Origin of the sequence: Buchnera aphidicola str. Sg (Schizaphis graminum) (genome assembly GCF_000007365.1) — a bacterium.
Lineage (GTDB): Bacteria > Pseudomonadota > Gammaproteobacteria > Enterobacterales > Enterobacteriaceae > Buchnera > Buchnera aphidicola.
In genome coordinates, this window is the sequence record NC_004061.1 from 12,395 (window position 1) to 29,609 (window position 17,215).

16 protein-coding genes, 1 tRNA gene and 1 pseudogene are annotated in these 17,215 nt (G+C 26.7%); 10 read left to right on the top strand and 8 right to left on the bottom strand.

Annotation, left to right across the window (positions count from 1 at the left end; translation table 11 throughout):
* Nucleotides 1-2: 2 nt before the first annotated feature.
* The gene (gene dnaA / locus BUSG_RS00060; protein ID WP_011053550.1) at nucleotides 3-1,367 is read right to left on the bottom strand and encodes a chromosomal replication initiator protein DnaA; all 1,365 of its coding nucleotides are present in this window, start codon (nucleotides 1,365-1,367) and stop codon (nucleotides 3-5) included.
* 418 nt (nucleotides 1,368-1,785) lie between these two features.
* On the opposite strand from dnaA, the gene rpmH reads away from it, so the two are divergent.
* The 5 genes from rpmH to mnmE are packed head-to-tail and all read left to right on the top strand — an operon-like array spanning nucleotide 1,786 to nucleotide 5,549.
* Nucleotides 1,786-1,929, top strand: a complete 144-nt coding sequence (gene rpmH / locus BUSG_RS00065; RefSeq protein ID WP_011053551.1) for a 50S ribosomal protein L34 — start codon at nucleotides 1,786-1,788, stop codon at nucleotides 1,927-1,929.
* A 13-nt stretch (nucleotides 1,930-1,942) separates the two neighbouring features.
* Nucleotides 1,943-2,287, top strand: coding sequence for a ribonuclease P protein component (gene rnpA, locus BUSG_RS00070; protein WP_011053552.1), 345 nt, complete (start codon nucleotides 1,943-1,945; stop codon nucleotides 2,285-2,287).
* Nucleotides 2,266-2,523, top strand: a complete 258-nt coding sequence (yidD, locus tag BUSG_RS00075; RefSeq protein WP_011053553.1) for a membrane protein insertion efficiency factor YidD — start codon at nucleotides 2,266-2,268, stop codon at nucleotides 2,521-2,523. The genes rnpA and yidD overlap by 22 nt, the downstream gene beginning before the upstream one ends.
* 2 nt (nucleotides 2,524-2,525) lie before the next feature.
* Complete coding sequence (yidC, locus tag BUSG_RS00080; protein WP_044006072.1) at nucleotides 2,526-4,136, top strand: membrane protein insertase YidC; 1,611 nt, start codon at nucleotides 2,526-2,528, stop codon at nucleotides 4,134-4,136.
* 42 nt (nucleotides 4,137-4,178) lie between these two features.
* Nucleotides 4,179-5,549, top strand: coding sequence for a tRNA uridine-5-carboxymethylaminomethyl(34) synthesis GTPase MnmE (mnmE, locus tag BUSG_RS00085; protein WP_011053555.1), 1,371 nt, complete (start codon nucleotides 4,179-4,181; stop codon nucleotides 5,547-5,549).
* A gap of 12 nt (nucleotides 5,550-5,561) precedes the next feature.
* Here mnmE and BUSG_RS00090 read toward each other — a convergent pair.
* Nucleotides 5,562-5,634 (bottom strand) — tRNA-Phe (locus BUSG_RS00090).
* A gap of 246 nt (nucleotides 5,635-5,880) precedes the next feature.
* Here BUSG_RS00090 and BUSG_RS00095 point away from each other — a divergent pair.
* Together BUSG_RS00095 and groL are read left to right on the top strand one after the other, a co-directional pair.
* Nucleotides 5,881-6,171, top strand: a complete 291-nt coding sequence (locus BUSG_RS00095) for a co-chaperone GroES (RefSeq protein ID WP_011053556.1) — start codon at nucleotides 5,881-5,883, stop codon at nucleotides 6,169-6,171.
* 57 nt (nucleotides 6,172-6,228) lie between these two features.
* Complete coding sequence (gene groL / locus BUSG_RS00100) at nucleotides 6,229-7,875, top strand: chaperonin GroEL (protein ID WP_011053557.1); 1,647 nt, start codon at nucleotides 6,229-6,231, stop codon at nucleotides 7,873-7,875.
* Nucleotides 7,876-7,995: 120 nt separating this feature from the next.
* Here the strand turns inward: groL and epmB are convergent, their stop codons facing one another.
* Nucleotides 7,996-9,009 carry an EF-P beta-lysylation protein EpmB gene (epmB, locus tag BUSG_RS00105; protein ID WP_011053558.1) on the bottom strand — a complete coding sequence of 338 codons (1,014 nt, stop codon included), beginning with the start codon at nucleotides 9,007-9,009 and terminating at the stop codon, nucleotides 7,996-7,998.
* Nucleotides 9,010-9,034: 25 nt separating this feature from the next.
* Between epmB and efp the strand changes: the two genes are divergently transcribed.
* Nucleotides 9,035-9,598 carry an elongation factor P gene (gene efp / locus BUSG_RS00110; protein ID WP_011053559.1) on the top strand — a complete coding sequence of 188 codons (564 nt, stop codon included), beginning with the start codon at nucleotides 9,035-9,037 and terminating at the stop codon, nucleotides 9,596-9,598.
* A 22-nt stretch (nucleotides 9,599-9,620) separates the two neighbouring features.
* Here efp and dnaC read toward each other — a convergent pair whose 3' ends face one another.
* The 3 genes and pseudogenes from dnaC to rsmD all read right to left on the bottom strand — a co-directional run bounded on the left by dnaC (nucleotide 9,621) and on the right by rsmD (nucleotide 11,477).
* Complete coding sequence (gene dnaC / locus BUSG_RS00115) at nucleotides 9,621-10,361, bottom strand: DNA replication protein DnaC (protein ID WP_011053560.1); 741 nt, start codon at nucleotides 10,359-10,361, stop codon at nucleotides 9,621-9,623.
* Complete coding sequence (gene dnaT, locus BUSG_RS00120; protein ID WP_011053561.1) at nucleotides 10,361-10,861, bottom strand: primosomal protein DnaT; 501 nt, start codon at nucleotides 10,859-10,861, stop codon at nucleotides 10,361-10,363. The genes dnaC and dnaT overlap by 1 nt, the downstream gene beginning before the upstream one ends.
* A gap of 44 nt (nucleotides 10,862-10,905) precedes the next feature.
* Nucleotides 10,906-11,477: pseudogene (gene rsmD, locus BUSG_RS00125) on the bottom strand (16S rRNA (guanine(966)-N(2))-methyltransferase RsmD).
* Between the two features lie 131 nt (nucleotides 11,478-11,608).
* Here rsmD and ftsY point away from each other — a divergent pair.
* Nucleotides 11,609-12,664 carry a signal recognition particle-docking protein FtsY gene (gene ftsY, locus BUSG_RS00130; RefSeq protein ID WP_011053562.1) on the top strand — a complete coding sequence of 352 codons (1,056 nt, stop codon included), beginning with the start codon at nucleotides 11,609-11,611 and terminating at the stop codon, nucleotides 12,662-12,664.
* A gap of 155 nt (nucleotides 12,665-12,819) precedes the next feature.
* Nucleotides 12,820-13,677: an RNA polymerase sigma factor RpoH gene (gene rpoH, locus BUSG_RS00135; RefSeq protein WP_011053563.1), complete on the top strand. Its 858-nt coding sequence runs from the start codon at nucleotides 12,820-12,822 to the stop codon at nucleotides 13,675-13,677.
* 153 nt (nucleotides 13,678-13,830) lie between these two features.
* Here the strand turns inward: rpoH and glmS are convergent, their stop codons facing one another.
* The gene (gene glmS / locus BUSG_RS00140) at nucleotides 13,831-15,657 is read right to left on the bottom strand and encodes a glutamine--fructose-6-phosphate transaminase (isomerizing) (protein WP_011053564.1); all 1,827 of its coding nucleotides are present in this window, start codon (nucleotides 15,655-15,657) and stop codon (nucleotides 13,831-13,833) included.
* A 63-nt stretch (nucleotides 15,658-15,720) separates the two neighbouring features.
* Nucleotides 15,721-17,106, bottom strand: a complete 1,386-nt coding sequence (gene glmU, locus BUSG_RS00145; protein ID WP_011053565.1) for a bifunctional UDP-N-acetylglucosamine diphosphorylase/glucosamine-1-phosphate N-acetyltransferase GlmU — start codon at nucleotides 17,104-17,106, stop codon at nucleotides 15,721-15,723.
* Between the last annotated feature and the right edge of the window lie 109 nt (nucleotides 17,107-17,215).

Below are 17,215 nucleotides of genomic sequence, written 5' to 3' on the forward strand. Positions count from 1 at the left end.
TATCACACTGATAGAGTTCTGATTAAATTTGAAAAATCTTCTTTAATATCGTGATTTTCTTTACGTAATTGTTCAATTTTACGACAAGCATGAAGTACTGTGGTATGATCTCTTCCGCTAAAAGCATCTCCAATTTCTGGCAAGCTATGATTAGTTAATTCTTTTGCCATAGCCATCGCCATTTGTCTGGGACGAGCTACTGAACGAGAACGTCGTCTAGATAATAAATCTGCTACTTTTATTTTATAATATTCTGCAACTGTTTTTTGAATATTAGCAATGGTAACTAGTTTTTCCTGCAAAGCTAATATATCTCGAAGCGCTTCACGAACGAATTCTACAGTAATAGAACGGTGTGTAAAATTAGCATTAACAATTACTCTGTTTAGAGCTCCTTCTAATTCGCGAACATTAGAACGTAAATGTTTGGCTATAAAGAATGCAACTTCGTCAGATAATACAATATTATTTTCATCTGCTTTTTTAATCAATATGGCGACTCTTGTTTCTAATTCTGGTGGATCAATAGCAACTGTCAGACCCCAACCAAATCTCGATTTTAAACGATCTTCAACTCCATTAATTTCTTTAGGATATCGATCTGAAGTTAAAATGATTTGTTGATTCCCTTCTAAAAGAGCATTAAATGTATGAAAAAATTCTTCTTGAGAACGTTCTTTATGTGCAAAAAATTGAATATCGTCAATTAACAATGCGTCAACAGAACGATAGTATAATTTAAATTTTTCAATTGCATTATTTTGTAAAGCCTTGACCATATCTTGCACAAAACGTTCAGAATGCATATAGATAATTTTAACATTATATTTATATGCTAATATTCCGTTCCCTATAGCATGTAATAAATGTGTTTTTCCTAATCCTGTACCTCCATATAAAAAAAGTGGATTATAAGAGTTTCCAGGGTTTTTAGCTACTTGAGATGCAGCTGCTCGTGCTAATTGATTTGATTTTCCTTCTATAAAATTTTCAAAACTATGTTTTTTGTTAATATTAGAACGATGAGACGATTTTTTAAAAATTGGTATCTTATCCCAAATTGGTTTTGCATTTAAATTTTGTATTTTTTGTAAAATGTTTTTTTTAAATTTTTTTTCTTTAGAAGTTTGGTATACTTTAAATTTTATGAATGGTGAATTAGAACCACAAAAATCTTGTAGTATTTTTTTAAAATGAATTAAATATTTATCTTTTACCCAATCTAAAATAAATTGATTTGGAGCATATATTTCTAAAATATTATTGTTTAATTTGGCTTTTAGAGAGCGTATCCACATACTAAATTCTGTAGATGGCAGCTCGCTCTGCAACCGGTCAAGACACTGTTTCCAAAGACAAAGTGACACGCTAGACTCCAAGCGAACAAAATTCAATGAAATTTAAAAAATGGCTGTTTTTTTTGTTTTTCTATTTTGACACATATGTTTAATATAAAAAAAAATTATATTTTTTTACATTAAAAGTTATACAATTTAAGATTGGTGAGTATAACGAAAAGGATATAATGTATTTTTAGATATTTTTTATCTAAAGAAGTGATTTTTTTAAATTTAGTTTTTTTATAAAAAAATACATTTTTTATATCAAAATAAAATATCAAAAATTTTTTTTAAATAGTATTTTTTCATTTTTTTAAAATGATGAATTATTAATTTAACAAATAAAGTAAATTTATTTTTATCATTTAAAAAAACATTCTTCTCTTCTTGGTTTAGAGAATCTTATTAATTATATTTAATAAAGTATATTGAGGTAAATATTAAAATGAAACGAACTTTCCAACCATCAATATTAAAACGTAATCGTTCACATGGATTTAGAACTCGGATGGCAACTAAAAATGGGCGTTATATTTTGTCACGTAGACGTGCAAAATTGAGAACGCGTTTAACTGTTTCTAGTAAATAATAGGTTGAATATAGTGTTAAATTATTTTTTTAAAAAAAAATCGAAATTGTTAAAATCTACAAATTTTCAATATGTTTTTAGTAATCCCTGTAATAAAAATACTTTTCACATAAACATATTAGGACGTTCTAATTTATTAGGACATCCTAGATTAGGTCTTAGTATATCGCGTAAAAATATTAAACATGCATATAGACGTAATAAAATTAAACGATTAATTCGAGAAACTTTTCGTTTATTACAACATAGATTAATCTCAATGGATTTCGTTGTTATAGCAAAGAAAAATATTGTTTATTTAAATAATAAAAAAATAGTAAATATATTGGAGTATATATGGTCAAACTATCAACGATAGTTGTTTTTTGTTTAACTTTTTTCGTTTCGATTTATCAAAATTATATTAGTTTTTTTATGCCTTCAAATTGTCGTTTTTATCCTACTTGCTCAACATATATGATTTTATCTTTGCGTAAATTTGGAGTTATCAAAGGTATAATTTTAACAATTTTACGTTTATTTAAATGTCATCCATTGCATCAAGGTGGAGAAGATTTAGTGCCTTTAAAAATTAAAGATAAAAGTGAATATTAATGATGGAATTACAGCGTAATTTTTTTATTTTTGCTTTTTTGTTTGTTTCTTTTTTATTATGGCAAGCATGGCAGAGTCAATCTTTAAAAAAAAATAAAAAAAATGAAGAAACTAATTCGTTTTTTCATTTGAATCATAAAAAAGAAGATAAAAATCAAATAATTATTAAAAATGACGTACTTCGTTTAGTGATAAATATGTATGGAGGTGATATAGAAGAAGCAAGTTTACTTGATTATAAAACTCAATTAAATTCTCCTGAGAATTTGAAATTATTAGAAACAAAATCTGATTTTGTTTATCAGGCTCAAAGTGGATTGATTGGAAAAGATGGTTTAGATAATTCAATTAATAAAATTAGACCATTGTATTCTGCAAAAAAAAATTTTTTTGAATTAGGTCATAATGAAAAAGAATTACGTGTTCCAATAACTTTTATTGCCAAAAATGGGATAACGTATATAAAAAATTTTATCCTTAAACCTGGTAAATATAATGTAGAAGTAGAATATGATATTAATAATTTGAGTAATAAAAAATTAGAACTAAATATTTTTGGACAACTAAAACAAACTGTTAAACTGCCTAAAAATCGTGATATTTATAGTGGTAATTTTGCCCTTCAGACTTTTCGTGGTGCTGCTTATTCAAGTTCAGATGCGAAATATGAAAAATATAAATTTGATAATATCGCTAATCATGAACATCTTCATATCATTACTCATCATGGTTGGATCGCCATGCTGCAACAGTATTTTGTAGTTGCTTGGGTACCTGATACTAACATCAGCAGTTCTAATATAATTTATACATCTTATCTAGATAATGATGGTATTGCTATAATTGGATATAAGTCTTCTTTAATTAACATTCCATCTAATTCTAGATACATTATAAAATCTAAATTATGGATAGGACCTGAAAAACAGCAAGAGATGGCGCTAGTAGCACCAAATTTAGATTTAACAGTAGATTATGGTTTCCTTTGGTTTTTATCTCAACCTTTATTTAAATTATTAAGTACTATACATAATTTTATAGGAAATTGGGGTTTTTCTATTATTTTAATTACTTTTATGATGAAAGCAATTACTTATCCGTTGACTAAAGCGCAATATACTTCTATGTCAAAAATGCGTGAATTACAACCGAAAATTAATGAGTTAAAGAAAAATTTCGGACATGATAAGCAACGGATGAGCAAAGAAATAATGGCTTTATATAAGAAAGAAAAAATAAATCCATTAGGCGGTTGTTTGCCAGTTTTTATTCAAATGCCTATTTTTTTATCTCTTTACTATATGTTAATTGGTTCTGTGGAACTACGTCATGCACCCTTTTTGTTTTGGATAAAAGATTTATCTGATCAGGATCCATATTATGTTTTACCGATATTTATGGGTTTAACTATGTTTTTTATCCAAAGAACATCGTCTAATAATATTTCAGATCCTTTTCAACAAAAAATAATGCATTTTATGCCTTTTATTTTTACAGTGTTTTTTTTGTGGTTTCCATCAGGATTAGTTTTATACTATATTGTTAGTAATTTAGTTACTATTATACAACAAAAATATATTTTATCTAATTTTAAAAAAAATCAAAAAAGATAAAAATTATTTATTCTTTTTATTTAAAAATTAAGAAAATATTTTATGATTCGAAATGATACTATTATTGCTCAAGTTACCTGTCCTGGAAAAAGTGCTGTTGGAATATTAAGAGTTTCAGGTATTCATGCCAATCAAGTTGCTTTTGCAGTGTTAGGTAAAATCCCTAAACCAAGATTTGCTACTTATTCAAAGTTTTTTGATGAAAGTAAAAAGGTATTAGATGAAGGTATATCTTTATGGTTTCCAGCACCTTTTTCTTTAACAGGAGAAGATGTATTAGAACTACAAGGTCATGGTAATCCATTTATTATGGACTTACTAATAAAAAGAATTTTATGTTTGAAAAATATTAAAATAAGAATTGCTCAACCAGGTGAATTTTGTCAACGCGCATTTTTAAATGGGAAAATAGATTTGATTCAAGCAGAAGCAATAGATGATTTAATTAATTCTGAAACAGAGTCCGTGGTTCGAGCGTCCTTAAATTCTTTACATGGAAATTTTTCATTTTATATTCAAAAAATAATAAAAAAATTAATTGAATTTCGTACTAATATAGAAGCAAGTATAGATTTTTCAGAAGAAAATATTGATTTTGATTTTAATATTTTTATTATGTCAAATTTTGAAAAATTGAATGATAAATTTTTAAAAATAAAAAATATAGTTTCAGAAGGTAGTTTGATAAGAGAAGCAAAAAGAATAGTAATTGTCGGACCACCGAATGCTGGAAAATCTAGTTTGTTAAATGTTTTATCATGTCGTGATAGAGCTATAGTAACTGATTTACCTGGTACAACACGCGACGTTCTTTATGAAAATATAAATATTCATGGTATTTCATGTGAAATAATTGATACTGCGGGTTTACGTGAAACAGAAGATAAAATTGAAAAAATTGGAATACAACGTTCTTGGGAGATGATCAAAAATTCTGATCATGTTCTATATGTGATGGATAAAACAATTAGTTTAGAAGATCAAAAAAAAACATCTATTCAGTTTATGAAACAAATTTCTTCTTATAACATACAAGAAGTGACTTTTGTTTTGAATAAAAATGATTTAGTAGAAGATTTTTGTGGAATTACAAAAATTGAAAATTTACTATTTATCAGTATTTCTGCTCTTACGGGTCAAGGAATTGATATTTTAAAAAAACATCTTTCAAACAGACAAAAAGATAAAAGTCAAGAAGGTCTTTTTATTGCTAGAAGACGTCATATTCATCAAATTGATCTATCGTATTGTGAACTTTTAAAAGCTCAAAAAAATTGGTTAAAATATAAAAATATTGAATTATTAGCTGAATCACTCAATATAATTAATAAATTATTAGGAGAAATAACAGGTGAGTTTACTTCTAGTGATTTATTAAAACGTATTTTTTCTACCTTTTGCATAGGAAAATAAGAATATAATTTTTGCCCGGAGGCGGAATTGAACCACCGACACGGGGATTTTCAGTCCCCTGCTCTACCGACTGAGCTATCCGGGCAATTTTTACATTAAATCATCAAAGATAAAACTTTGTCAATCTTTTTTTGTAGAAGTTAATTTGAAATTTTGATTTAACTAATATCTTTTCTATTTTGAAAATATAAAATAAAAATAAAAAAATAATTTTTTCCCCTTGAAAGTTTTAGTAAGCATCCCTATATTTAATATATAAAGAAAGTATTAAATAAAAAAATAATTTTTTTTAATATAATTAAGCAAAATTATTCACAGGAGTATCGCTAATATGAAAATTCGTCCATTGCATGATCGCGTGCTTGTAAAACGTAACGAAGCAGAATTAAAGTCTGCAGGTGGTATTGTACTTACAGGTTCTGCTGCAGCAAAATCTACTCGCGGAACGATTACAGCAGTTGGTAATGGTCGTGTTCTAGATAATGGTCAAATTAAACCATTAGATGTTAAAGTTGGTGATGTTGTAATTTTTAATGAAGGTTATGGTGCAAAAACAGAAAAAATTGATAATGAAGAACTATTAATTTTAAATGAGAGTGACATTTTAGCAATTGTTGAATAGTAAACTAAACCATATATGCTATATCCATAAAACAATATATTTAAGGAAATGTCAAAAATGGGCGCTAAAGATGTAAAATTTGGTAATGAAGCTCGAATTAAAATGCTTCGTGGAGTAAATGTATTAGCAGATGCAGTTAAAGTAACTTTAGGGCCAAAAGGTAGAAATGTAGTATTAGATAAATCTTTTGGAGCACCTAGTATTACTAAAGACGGAGTATCAGTAGCTCGTGAAATTGAACTAGAAGATAAGTTCGAAAATATGGGAGCTCAAATGGTAAAAGAAGTTGCATCAAAAGCAAATGATGCAGCAGGTGATGGTACAACAACAGCTACATTATTGGCACAATCTATAGTGAATGAAGGCTTAAAAGCTGTAGCAGCCGGTATGAATCCTATGGATCTAAAACGTGGAATTGATAAAGCCGTAATTAGCGCTGTTGAAGAATTAAAAAATTTATCTGTACCGTGTTCAGATTCTAAAGCTATTACTCAAGTTGGTACTATTTCTGCAAATGCAGATGAAAAAGTTGGTGCTTTAATTGCAGAAGCAATGGAAAAAGTTGGCAACGACGGAGTTATTACAGTAGAAGAAGGGACAGGTCTTCAAAATGAACTTGAAGTTGTAAAAGGTATGCAGTTTGATAGAGGTTATCTATCTCCTTATTTTATTAATAAACCAGAAACAGGTATTGTTGAATTAGAAAATCCGTATATTTTAATGGCTGATAAAAAAATTTCTAATGTTCGTGAAATGTTACCAATATTAGAATCCGTTGCAAAGTCTGGAAAACCATTATTAATAATTTCAGAAGATTTAGAAGGAGAAGCACTAGCTACTCTAGTAGTAAATTCTATGCGAGGAATTGTTAAAGTTGCAGCTGTTAAAGCGCCTGGATTTGGTGATCGACGTAAAGCAATGTTACAAGATATTTCTATTTTAACGGGTGGTTCTGTAATATCTGAAGAATTAGCTATGGATTTAGAAAAATCTACCTTAGAAGATTTAGGACAAGCAAAAAGAGTTGTAATTAACAAAGATACTACAACTATTATCGGTGGTTCTGGAGAAAAACAAGCTATTCAAAGTCGTATTGGTCAAATTCGTCAAGAAATTCAAGAAGCTACTTCTGATTATGATAAAGAAAAATTAAATGAACGTTTAGCTAAGTTATCTGGCGGTGTTGCAGTACTTAAAGTAGGTGCAGCTACAGAAGTAGAAATGAAAGAGAAGAAAGCTCGTGTAGAAGATGCCTTACATGCTACTCGTGCTGCTGTAGAAGAAGGTGTTGTTGCAGGTGGAGGTGTTGCTTTAGTTCGTGTAGCTGGAAAAATATCTAATCTACGTGGTCACAACGAAGATCAAAATGTTGGTATTAGAGTAGCTCTTCGTGCCATGGAAGCTCCATTGCGTCAAATTGTTTCAAACTCTGGTGAAGAACCTTCCGTAGTTACTAATAATGTGAAAGATGGAAAGGGTAATTATGGTTATAACGCTGCTACTGACGAATATGGCGACATGATTGATTTTGGTATATTAGATCCTACTAAAGTTACTAGATCAGCTTTACAATATGCAGCTTCTGTTGCTGGTTTAATGATTACAACAGAATGTATGGTAACAGATTTACCAAGAGAAGATAAATCTTCTGATGTCGCTTCATCTCCTGCTGGTGGAATGGGTGGTATGGGCGGAATGATGTAAAAATTTTTAGTTAATACTTTTTTAAATTAATTTAAAGATATCTTTCCTCAGATATATTTGTCTGAGGAAAGATTTTAATTTTTTTATTAAGAATAAAAAAATTAAAATTAACTATTTATACTAAATGATAATTAACTTGTTATCTTTCGATCCATTATCAAAAACTAATCTCGGTACTAAAAAACCTGATATCATTTTCATTAAATCTGATATGATAGATTTAGCTTTTTTATTTGAAACTAAAAAATGTGACGTTCCTTTAACTTTATCTAAAATATGTAAATAATATGGAATAATATTATTTTCACATAAACGACTGCTCAGTTCTGCTAAAATAATAGCATTATCGTTTATGTTTTTTAGTAAAACACTTTGATTAAGTAAAATAACGTTAGATTTTTTTAATTTCAATAGACTATCGCTTAATTGTTCATTAATTTCTTGAGGATGATTAATATGAGTAACAATAATGATTTTTAAAACAGAATTTGAAAAAATTTGACAGAGATCAGAAGTTATTCGATTTGGTATTACAATAGGTAGTCTGGTATGAATTCTTAATCTTTTTATGTGTTTTATTTTAGATAAAGATGTAATAAGCCATAGTAATTCATGATCTTTTGCCATTAACGGATCTCCTCCTGACAAAATGACTTCATTTAACTCTATGTTTTGACTAATATAATGAAGTATCTGAATCCAGTTTTTTTTATTCCCTTTATTTTTTTCATATGGAAAATGTTTTCTAAAACAATATCTACAATTAATAGCACAATTTGTTTTTAATATCCATAATACTCTATCTTTATATTTATGTAATAGTCCTGGTAAAACAATGTCTTTTTTTTCTTTTACAGGATCTTCGTTAAATTGTAAATTATTTAAAAATTCTTGATTTTTTGTAATAACTTGTAATAATAATGGATCTTTAGGGTCGTTTTTTTTCATTCTTGATGCAAAAGAATAAGGAACACGAAATGGAAAAACTTTTTTTGGTTTAGAATCGTAATATTTTGGATACTTTTCTAAATGAAGAAATTTTAACAGTTTTTTTGGTTCAACAATAGAATTTGAAATTTCATATAACCATGAATCTTTTTCTCTATTTAATTTTTTTGTGTTGTAATGTTTCATAAATTTATTAAAAGTAGAGGTTTTTATGAGAGTATATCATAGTAATAACTTTCGTTCAGGTCGTAAAATTATTTTTGAAAAAGAACCTTGTTTAATAGAGTCTAGTGAATTTGTTAAACCTGGAAAAGGTCAATCTTTTGTTCGTGTAAAATTAAGAAAATTGTTAACAAAGCAATTAATAGAAAAAACATTTAAATCTACAGATTCTTTAGAAATAGCTGATGTTTCAGAATATACATTATCTTATTTATATAACGATGGTCATTTTTGGTATTTTATTAATAATAATTTTGAAGAATTATCAGTAGATAAAAAAATTGTTGGTGTCAATAAAAAGTGGTTATCAGAACAAGATACATGTGTTATTACTTTTTGGAATAATCAAGCAATTTCTATTACACCTAACATTTTTGTGGAACTTAAAGTGATAGATACAGAGATAGCATTAAAGAGTGATACAATAAACACTACTACTAAATTAGCAACATTAAGTACAGGTGCAATCCTAAAAGTTCCTTTATTTATACAAATTGGATCATTAATTAAAGTAGACACTAGATCTGGTGAATATGTGTCTAGAATTAAATAAAAAAATTATTTATTTCTGATTATTAATATTCATCCCCCCTTACGTATTGTCTATAGCTATCCCATTCAAAAGTTAACCATAGACTATTACCTAAACGCATTCTATCAATTACTCTTTCTCCTAATAAATTTTTCATACCTCTGTGATCTAAATTAGATAACATCCCAGTAGAACGCTTAGAAGATGATCTCCTATCAACTATTTGATTGATAATTACCTTCTCATAACGTGATTCAGTTTGCATACCAATTTCATCAATCATTAACAAATCAACACTACTAAGATTATGTAATAAATTTTCTTCAGTGATATTACTAGTACCACTAAATGTACCTTTCATATTAGACATTAAATCTGCTACTGTTACAATTAAAATACTTTTTCCATGTAAAATTAAATAATTACCTATAGCTGATGCTAAATGATTTTTTCCAGTTCCTGGTCTTCCTGAAAAAATAAAACTTGCAATGTTTTCATTAAATTCTTCAGCATAACGTTTTGCTGCTTTCAGTACCTTTCTTTGTCCATCATGTTCAATTTTATAGTTTTCAAAAGAACAATTCATATATAATTCACGTATTCCTGATCTTCCTAAAACGCGTTGCATTTTCATAGCTTTGTTTTCACGTAATATAGATTCTGAAGATAGCCTACCTTGTTCTTGATTCCAAGCTAATAAATCTTGATCACTTTCAAATTTTGGTTTTACATTACTAGGCATAAGACGTTGAAGGCGTTTAAAAAATTCATTATAAAATGTCATTACTTGCCTCGAAATCCATCAGGTGTTTTTTGATCAGGTACTGGTATATAAGTAATATCTTTTTTTTGTTGTATTGCATTATTCATAGATCGACTTCGTTCTAAACTTCTAGCTAATTTCTGTTGCCATTGTATATGATGAAAAAATAAACCTTCTGCTTCCCAATAGGAAATAAAGGAAGCAAGTTCATATTTTGAAACTTCTTCGTTTAATGATATTCCCCATAATGCAGCTTTTTGTATAAAATCTTTGTCGGGAATCCAATTAGTATGCATTGGAAACTTTTCTATGATTTTTTTTTCTTTTTTTGTTATTTTACTTTTTACAAAATATTCTTTAATATCAAATAATTTTTTTAAAGCTTTTGGCTGTATTACATAAAATACAGTTTTTTTGTTTTTTGATATAGATATAATTTCATTTTTTTCTTTTTCTATAATTTGAATTGGATTTTTGCAAAATAAGTCAAGAGTTATTTTTTTTGAAACTAAAATTTTCATGAATATTTGATCCTATTTGCTTTTATTACAATGACTTTTATTTTTTAAATTTTAAAAAAGTAAAGATAACATGCTATTCTATTTGTAGTTTTCTTCTTATATAAAGTCCAATTTTTAGATATAAAAAAAGAATTTGTATTTTCTTTTTCTATATAAATCAATGATTTTTTTCTCACCCACTGTTTTTGTTCTAATAAAAAAAGAGTTTGGTCAACTAATTTTTGATTATATGGTGGATCTATAAATATTATATCATACGGTTTTTTTTTTTTTTAAGCCAATCAAGAGTGTTAGTATGTATAATTTCTGAATTAGATATATTTAATCTTGTTATATTATTTTTTAATGAAAATATTGTTTTCTTTTCTATTTCCAATAAGGTTACAAATTTTGCATTTCTAGATATAGCTTCTATTCCTAATGCACCGCTTCCTGCAAAACAATCTAAACAATGAGCATTTTCAATATATGCAGATAACCAATTAAAAAGTGTTTCTCGTATTCGATTTGTCGTTGGTCTTATATTTACATTATTTGTAATTAATATTTTTTTTCCCTTTAATTTTCCAGAAATAATACGAATTTTTCCGTTTTTTTTTGCAAAAGAATTGTGCATTTTATTAGATTTTCTTATTTTTTTAATATAATTTATTTTATTATTAAATATAATTTAAATAAATATTTAATTTCTAGTTTTTTAAGTTATAAATAAAATAATTATTATTTGTTTAAATTAGGAGTAACAAGATGAATTTTGATAAAAAAAACAGTTTTTTTTCTTGGATAAATTCTAAGATAAAAAAAAATAATAAAAAAGAAAAAAAAGAAAATATACTGTTAAAGAAAGAAAAAGAAGGTATTCATACAATACAAAATATTGACAATAAAAAAATAGATTTTCTTTTTAAATTGAAAAATAGTTTAAATAAAACTAAACAATTTTTTGGTGACAGCATTAGTCGTATTTTTTTATCAAAAAAAATAGATGATGCTTTTTTTGAGGAATTAGAAGACACGATGCTTCTTTCTGATATTGGTGTTCATACTACAGATCAGATTATCAGTAAATTAATTAATGATGCAACACATAAAGAATTAAAAAATCCTGAAAAAGTTTATTTTCTCTTAAAAGAACACATGTATTCTATTTTAAATAGAGTAGAAAAACCTTTAAAAATATCTAATCATACCCCTTTTGTTATTTTGGTAGTAGGGATAAATGGAACTGGAAAAACAACAACAGTTTCTAAATTAGCAAAAAAATATAAATTAGCAGGAAAATCTGTAATGTTAGCAGCAGCAGATACATTTCGTGCTGCTGGTATAGAACAGTTGCAAATTTTGGGAAAACGTAACAATATTCCTGTTATATCTCAATCTTCTGGTTCAGATCCAGCTTCAGTGGCTTTTGATGCAGTAAAATCTGCTATATCAAAAAAAATAGATGTTCTAATTATTGATACAGCTGGAAGATTACACAATAAATTACATTTGTTAGAAGAATTAAAAAAGATGGTTAGAGTTATTAAAAAATTAAATTTATCTGCTCCACATGAAATTATGTTGATTATTGATGCTTGTAATGGTCAAAATACTATTAAGCAAACAGAAATGTTTCATAAAGCAATAAACTTAACTGGATTAGTTATTACTAAACTAGATGGAACAGCAAAAGGAGGAGTTATTTTTTCTTTAGCTAATCAATTTTTAATTCCTATTCGTTATATTGGTATTGGTGAAAAAACAACAGATTTAGTTGTTTTTAATAGTAATGATTTTATTAAATCTATTTTTGTGAAATAGTAAACTGAAAAATTGTTTATTTTCAAGTGACAGTTTAATTTTTTCATAATTAGTATTTTTATAAATTTTTGATTTTAATTTTTAATTAAAGTATGATTAAATCATCCCATATATTTATAATTCATTAAATATATTTTCTTAATACGGGAATTAAGATGACCAATAAAGTACAGATTTTATCTGTAACAGCACTAGGTAATTTAGATGCTTATATTCGAATAGCTAATCTATGGCCAATGTTGTCGATTAAAGAAGAAAAATTATTAACTAAACGTTTACGCTATCACGATGATTTAGATGCTGCAAAAACTTTAATTCTTTCTCATCTTCGTTTTGTTATTCATATTTCACGTAATTATTCGGGATACGGTTTACTCCAAGCTGATTTAATACAGGAAGGTAATATAGGTTTAATGAAAGCAGTACGTAGATTCAATCCAGACATAGGAGTACGTCTTGTTTCTTTTGCTGTACATTGGATTAAATCAGAAATACATGAGTATGTATTGCGTAATTGGCGAATTGTAAAAGTAGCAACAACTAAGTCTCAAAGAAAATTATTTTTTAATTTAAGAAAAAACAAAAAAAGATTAGGTTGGTTTAATCAAGAAGAAATTGAAATAGTTGCTCGAGAATTAGGTGTAAGCAGTGAAGATGTCAGAGAGATGGAGTCTAGAATGTCAGCTCAAGATATAACTTTTAATCCTTTTCCAGAAGAAGATTTAAAAGATGGAAAAATTAATGGAAATATGTTTTATTTACAAGATAAAACATCTAATTTTGCAAATGGATTAGAACAAGATAATTGGAATAAACATACTACAAGCAAACTAAGTAATGCTTTGTTAAGATTAGATGAGCGAAGTCGAAATATTATTCGTGCACGTTGGTTAGATAAGAAGGAAAAAAACACTTTGCAAAAAATTGCAAATAATTATGGAATATCTGCCGAGCGTGTTAGACAATTAGAAAAAAATGCTATGAAAAAATTAAAAATAGCGATAGAAAATTAATTTTATAATAGTATCAAGTTTTAAAAATTAATAATCTTAAAATTAAGATAATGATCTACATAGAGTATGAGATTAAGTTTTTAAAATTGATCGCTCATACTCTTTTTTTTGATAAAAAAGTTATGTTTGTTAAAGATAAAAATAAAAAAAATTTTATTCTACTGTAACTGATTTTGCAAGATGTCTTGGTTGATCAATATTTTTTCCTTTACTCAATGCAATATAATAAGCAAGCAATTGCAATGGAATTATATATAAAATAGGTGCTATTATTTCTTCTACGTAAGGAATTTTTATAATAGTCATGTTTTTTTCTAAATCAATTTCTTGATCTGAAAAAACGTAAATTATACCACCTCTCGCGCATATCTCTTTAATATTTTTTTTTGTTTTTTCAAGTAATGAATTTTTTGGTGCTGTAATAATAACTGGTATATTTTTATCAATTAATGCAAGAGGACCGTGCTTCAATTCTCCAGAAGGATAAGCTTCAGCATGAATATAAGAAATTTCTTTTAATTTTAAAGCTCCTTCCATAGCAATAGGATATTGATCTCCTCGTCCGAGAAATAATATATTTTTTTTGTTACATAATTGATTTGCAAGAGTTTTAATTAGAGTGTTTTTTTTTAAAATTGCTTCTACTTTAGACGGTAGAAGACTTAGTATTTGTGCAATTTTTTTTTCAATATTATTTTTTTGTTTTTTTAATTTTGTTATTTTTGCTATTAACATTAGTAAAACAGTTAACTGTGTAGTAAAAGATTTTGTTGAAGCTACTCCTATTTCTATTCCTGCTTTAGTTAATAAATAACAATCAGATTCTTGAACTAAAGATGAACCTTTCATATTGCATATAGTTAAACTTCCTAGATAACCTAGTTTTTTTGAAATTCTAAGCGCTGCTAATGTGTCTGCTGTTTCACCAGATTGTGATAAGGTAATAAAAACACTTTTTTTTCTAACTGCTAATTTTCGTGAAGAAAATTCAGAAGCTATTTCAACATCACATGGAATGTTAGCAAGTGATTCAAACCAATATCTAGAAACCATTGCAGCATGATAAGATGTACCACATGCTACTATTTGAATATGTTCTGCATTTAAAAAAAATTTTTTTTCTCTATCTCCTAATTCGGAAAAATTAATTGTGTCTTTTTTTATACGATTATTTAATGTATTTTGAATTGAAATAGGTTGTTCATATATTTCTTTTTCCATATAATGTTTATACTTACCTTTATTTATTGATTTATATTTTACATTAGATGTAATTTCTTTTCTTTTAATTATAAGATTATTTTTATTAAAAATATTTATTTTTTTGGTTTCAACAATAGCAGTATCTCCTTCTTCTAAATATATAAAACGTTTAGTGATATTTAATAATGCAATTTGATCTGAAGCTATAAAGTTTTCTTTGATACCTAATCCAATAACTAAAGGACTTCCAGAGCGAACGGCTATTAATCTTGATGAATTGTAGGCATCCATAACAACCATACTATAATTTCCGTTTAATTTCATTTTGCTCCTTTGTATAACTTCTACTAGTGATTCTCCTGTTTTAGTTTGTTCCCAATGCAATAAATGTGCGATTACCTCTGTATCTGTATCTGAATAAAATATATAGCCTTTTTTTTCTAAAAAATGTCGTAATTTTGTGTTGTTTTCAATTACTCCGTTATGGACTACTGCAATATGTGAAGATATGTGAGGATGTGTATTTTTTTCTGAAACTTGTCCATGAGTAGCCCATCTAGTGTGAGCAAGACCAATATTACTGAATAATTTTTTTTTCTTAACTTTTTTTAAAAGCTTATTTACTCTTCCTACGCATCGGATCCGAACAATATTTTGGTTTTTATTTATTATAGCTAATCCTGAAGAGTCATATCCACGATATTCTAATTTTTTAATACCTTCGAGAAGAAAATCAATTATGTTACGTTGTGTTACTGCAGCAACAATACCACACATAGAAATATACCTTTTTAATTTTTATTGAATAGTTTCACAATGAAATATATCAATTGTTTAATATTATTGATCAGTTTTTTTTATGATTTTTTGAGGACGTTTCCAGTTTTTTTTTTGTTTTTGTTCTTTATTATTATAAATCAAACATGGTGTATTAACGTCTTGAGTTAAGGTAGTTCCTGCTGCTATCGTCGCATTTTTCGTAATTTTAATGGGTGCAATTAACTTTGTGTTAGCACCTATTAAAACGTTATCACCAATAATAGTTTTGAATTTATTGACACCATCATAATTGCATGTGATACTACCTGCTCCAATATTAACTTGAGAACCAATTTCAGAATTTCCAAAATAACTTAGGTGTTTAATCTTAGATTCTTTTTTTATGATACTATCCTTAATTTCAACAAAATTACCTACATGAATTTGATCATCTAATACAGTTTTAGGTCGTAAATGCGCAAAAGGACCTATAATACATTTTTTGCCTATTTTGACGTTTTCTATAATTGTATATTCTTTAATTTCAGTTTGATCGTCAATAAAGCTATTTTTAATCACAGATCCAACTCCAATTTTGATATTATTTCCTAAAATTATATTTCCTTCTAATATAACACCAGTATCGATTTCTATATTTTTTCCATGTTTTAATATTCCTCTTAAAATAAAATGATTTGGATCTTTTAACGTTACACCTGAAAGAAGTAAATCATTAACCTGTTTTTTTCGAAAAATTTTTTCTAAAATAGATAATTGTAGTTTATTATTTACACCTAATATTTCTTTACAGTTTAAAACTTGTACTGTTTTAATAGTACTGTTTTCTAAATTAGCAAAATGGACAATATCGGTTGCATAAAATTCTTTTTTAATATTTTTATTATTAATTTGATTTAGCCATCTTTTTAGATCTTTTCCATTTGCTATGAAGGTTCCAGAATATACTTCTTTAATTTTTTTTTCGTGAAAATTAGCATCTTGTTCTTCTATTATTTTAATAACTTTCCCATTTTTTTTAAAGACTCGTCCGTATCCATCAGGATTTTTAACGTATGCAGTCAATAAGCTAATATCAGATTGTTTTTTAGAGGTAAATAATTTTTTTATTGATTCAATTGAAATATATGGCATATCTCCATAAAGAACTACTATATCGTCTTTATCTGAAAATTTTTTAGATGCTTTTAGTATAGCATCCCCTGTTCCCTTTTGTTCTTTTTGAATAACCCAATCTATAGAAGTGTCACTAATTTTAGATTTTATTTCTTTTTCTTTATTGTTATAAACTAATATAATTTTTTTAGGTTTAACAGATTTTGCTATATTTATAACATGTTCTAAAATTGTTTTTCCACCTAATTTATGTAATACCTTAGGATAGCTAGATTGCATTCTTGTTCCTTTTCCAGCTGCAAGTATTACTACATTTATTTCTTTTTTTAACATTTATATATTCCTTTTTATTTTTATAAGATTGCAATTTTTATTTCAGTCATTAATTTTTACAAAATTTTAAATTATTTTTATATTTTTTATGATATATTTTCATATATTA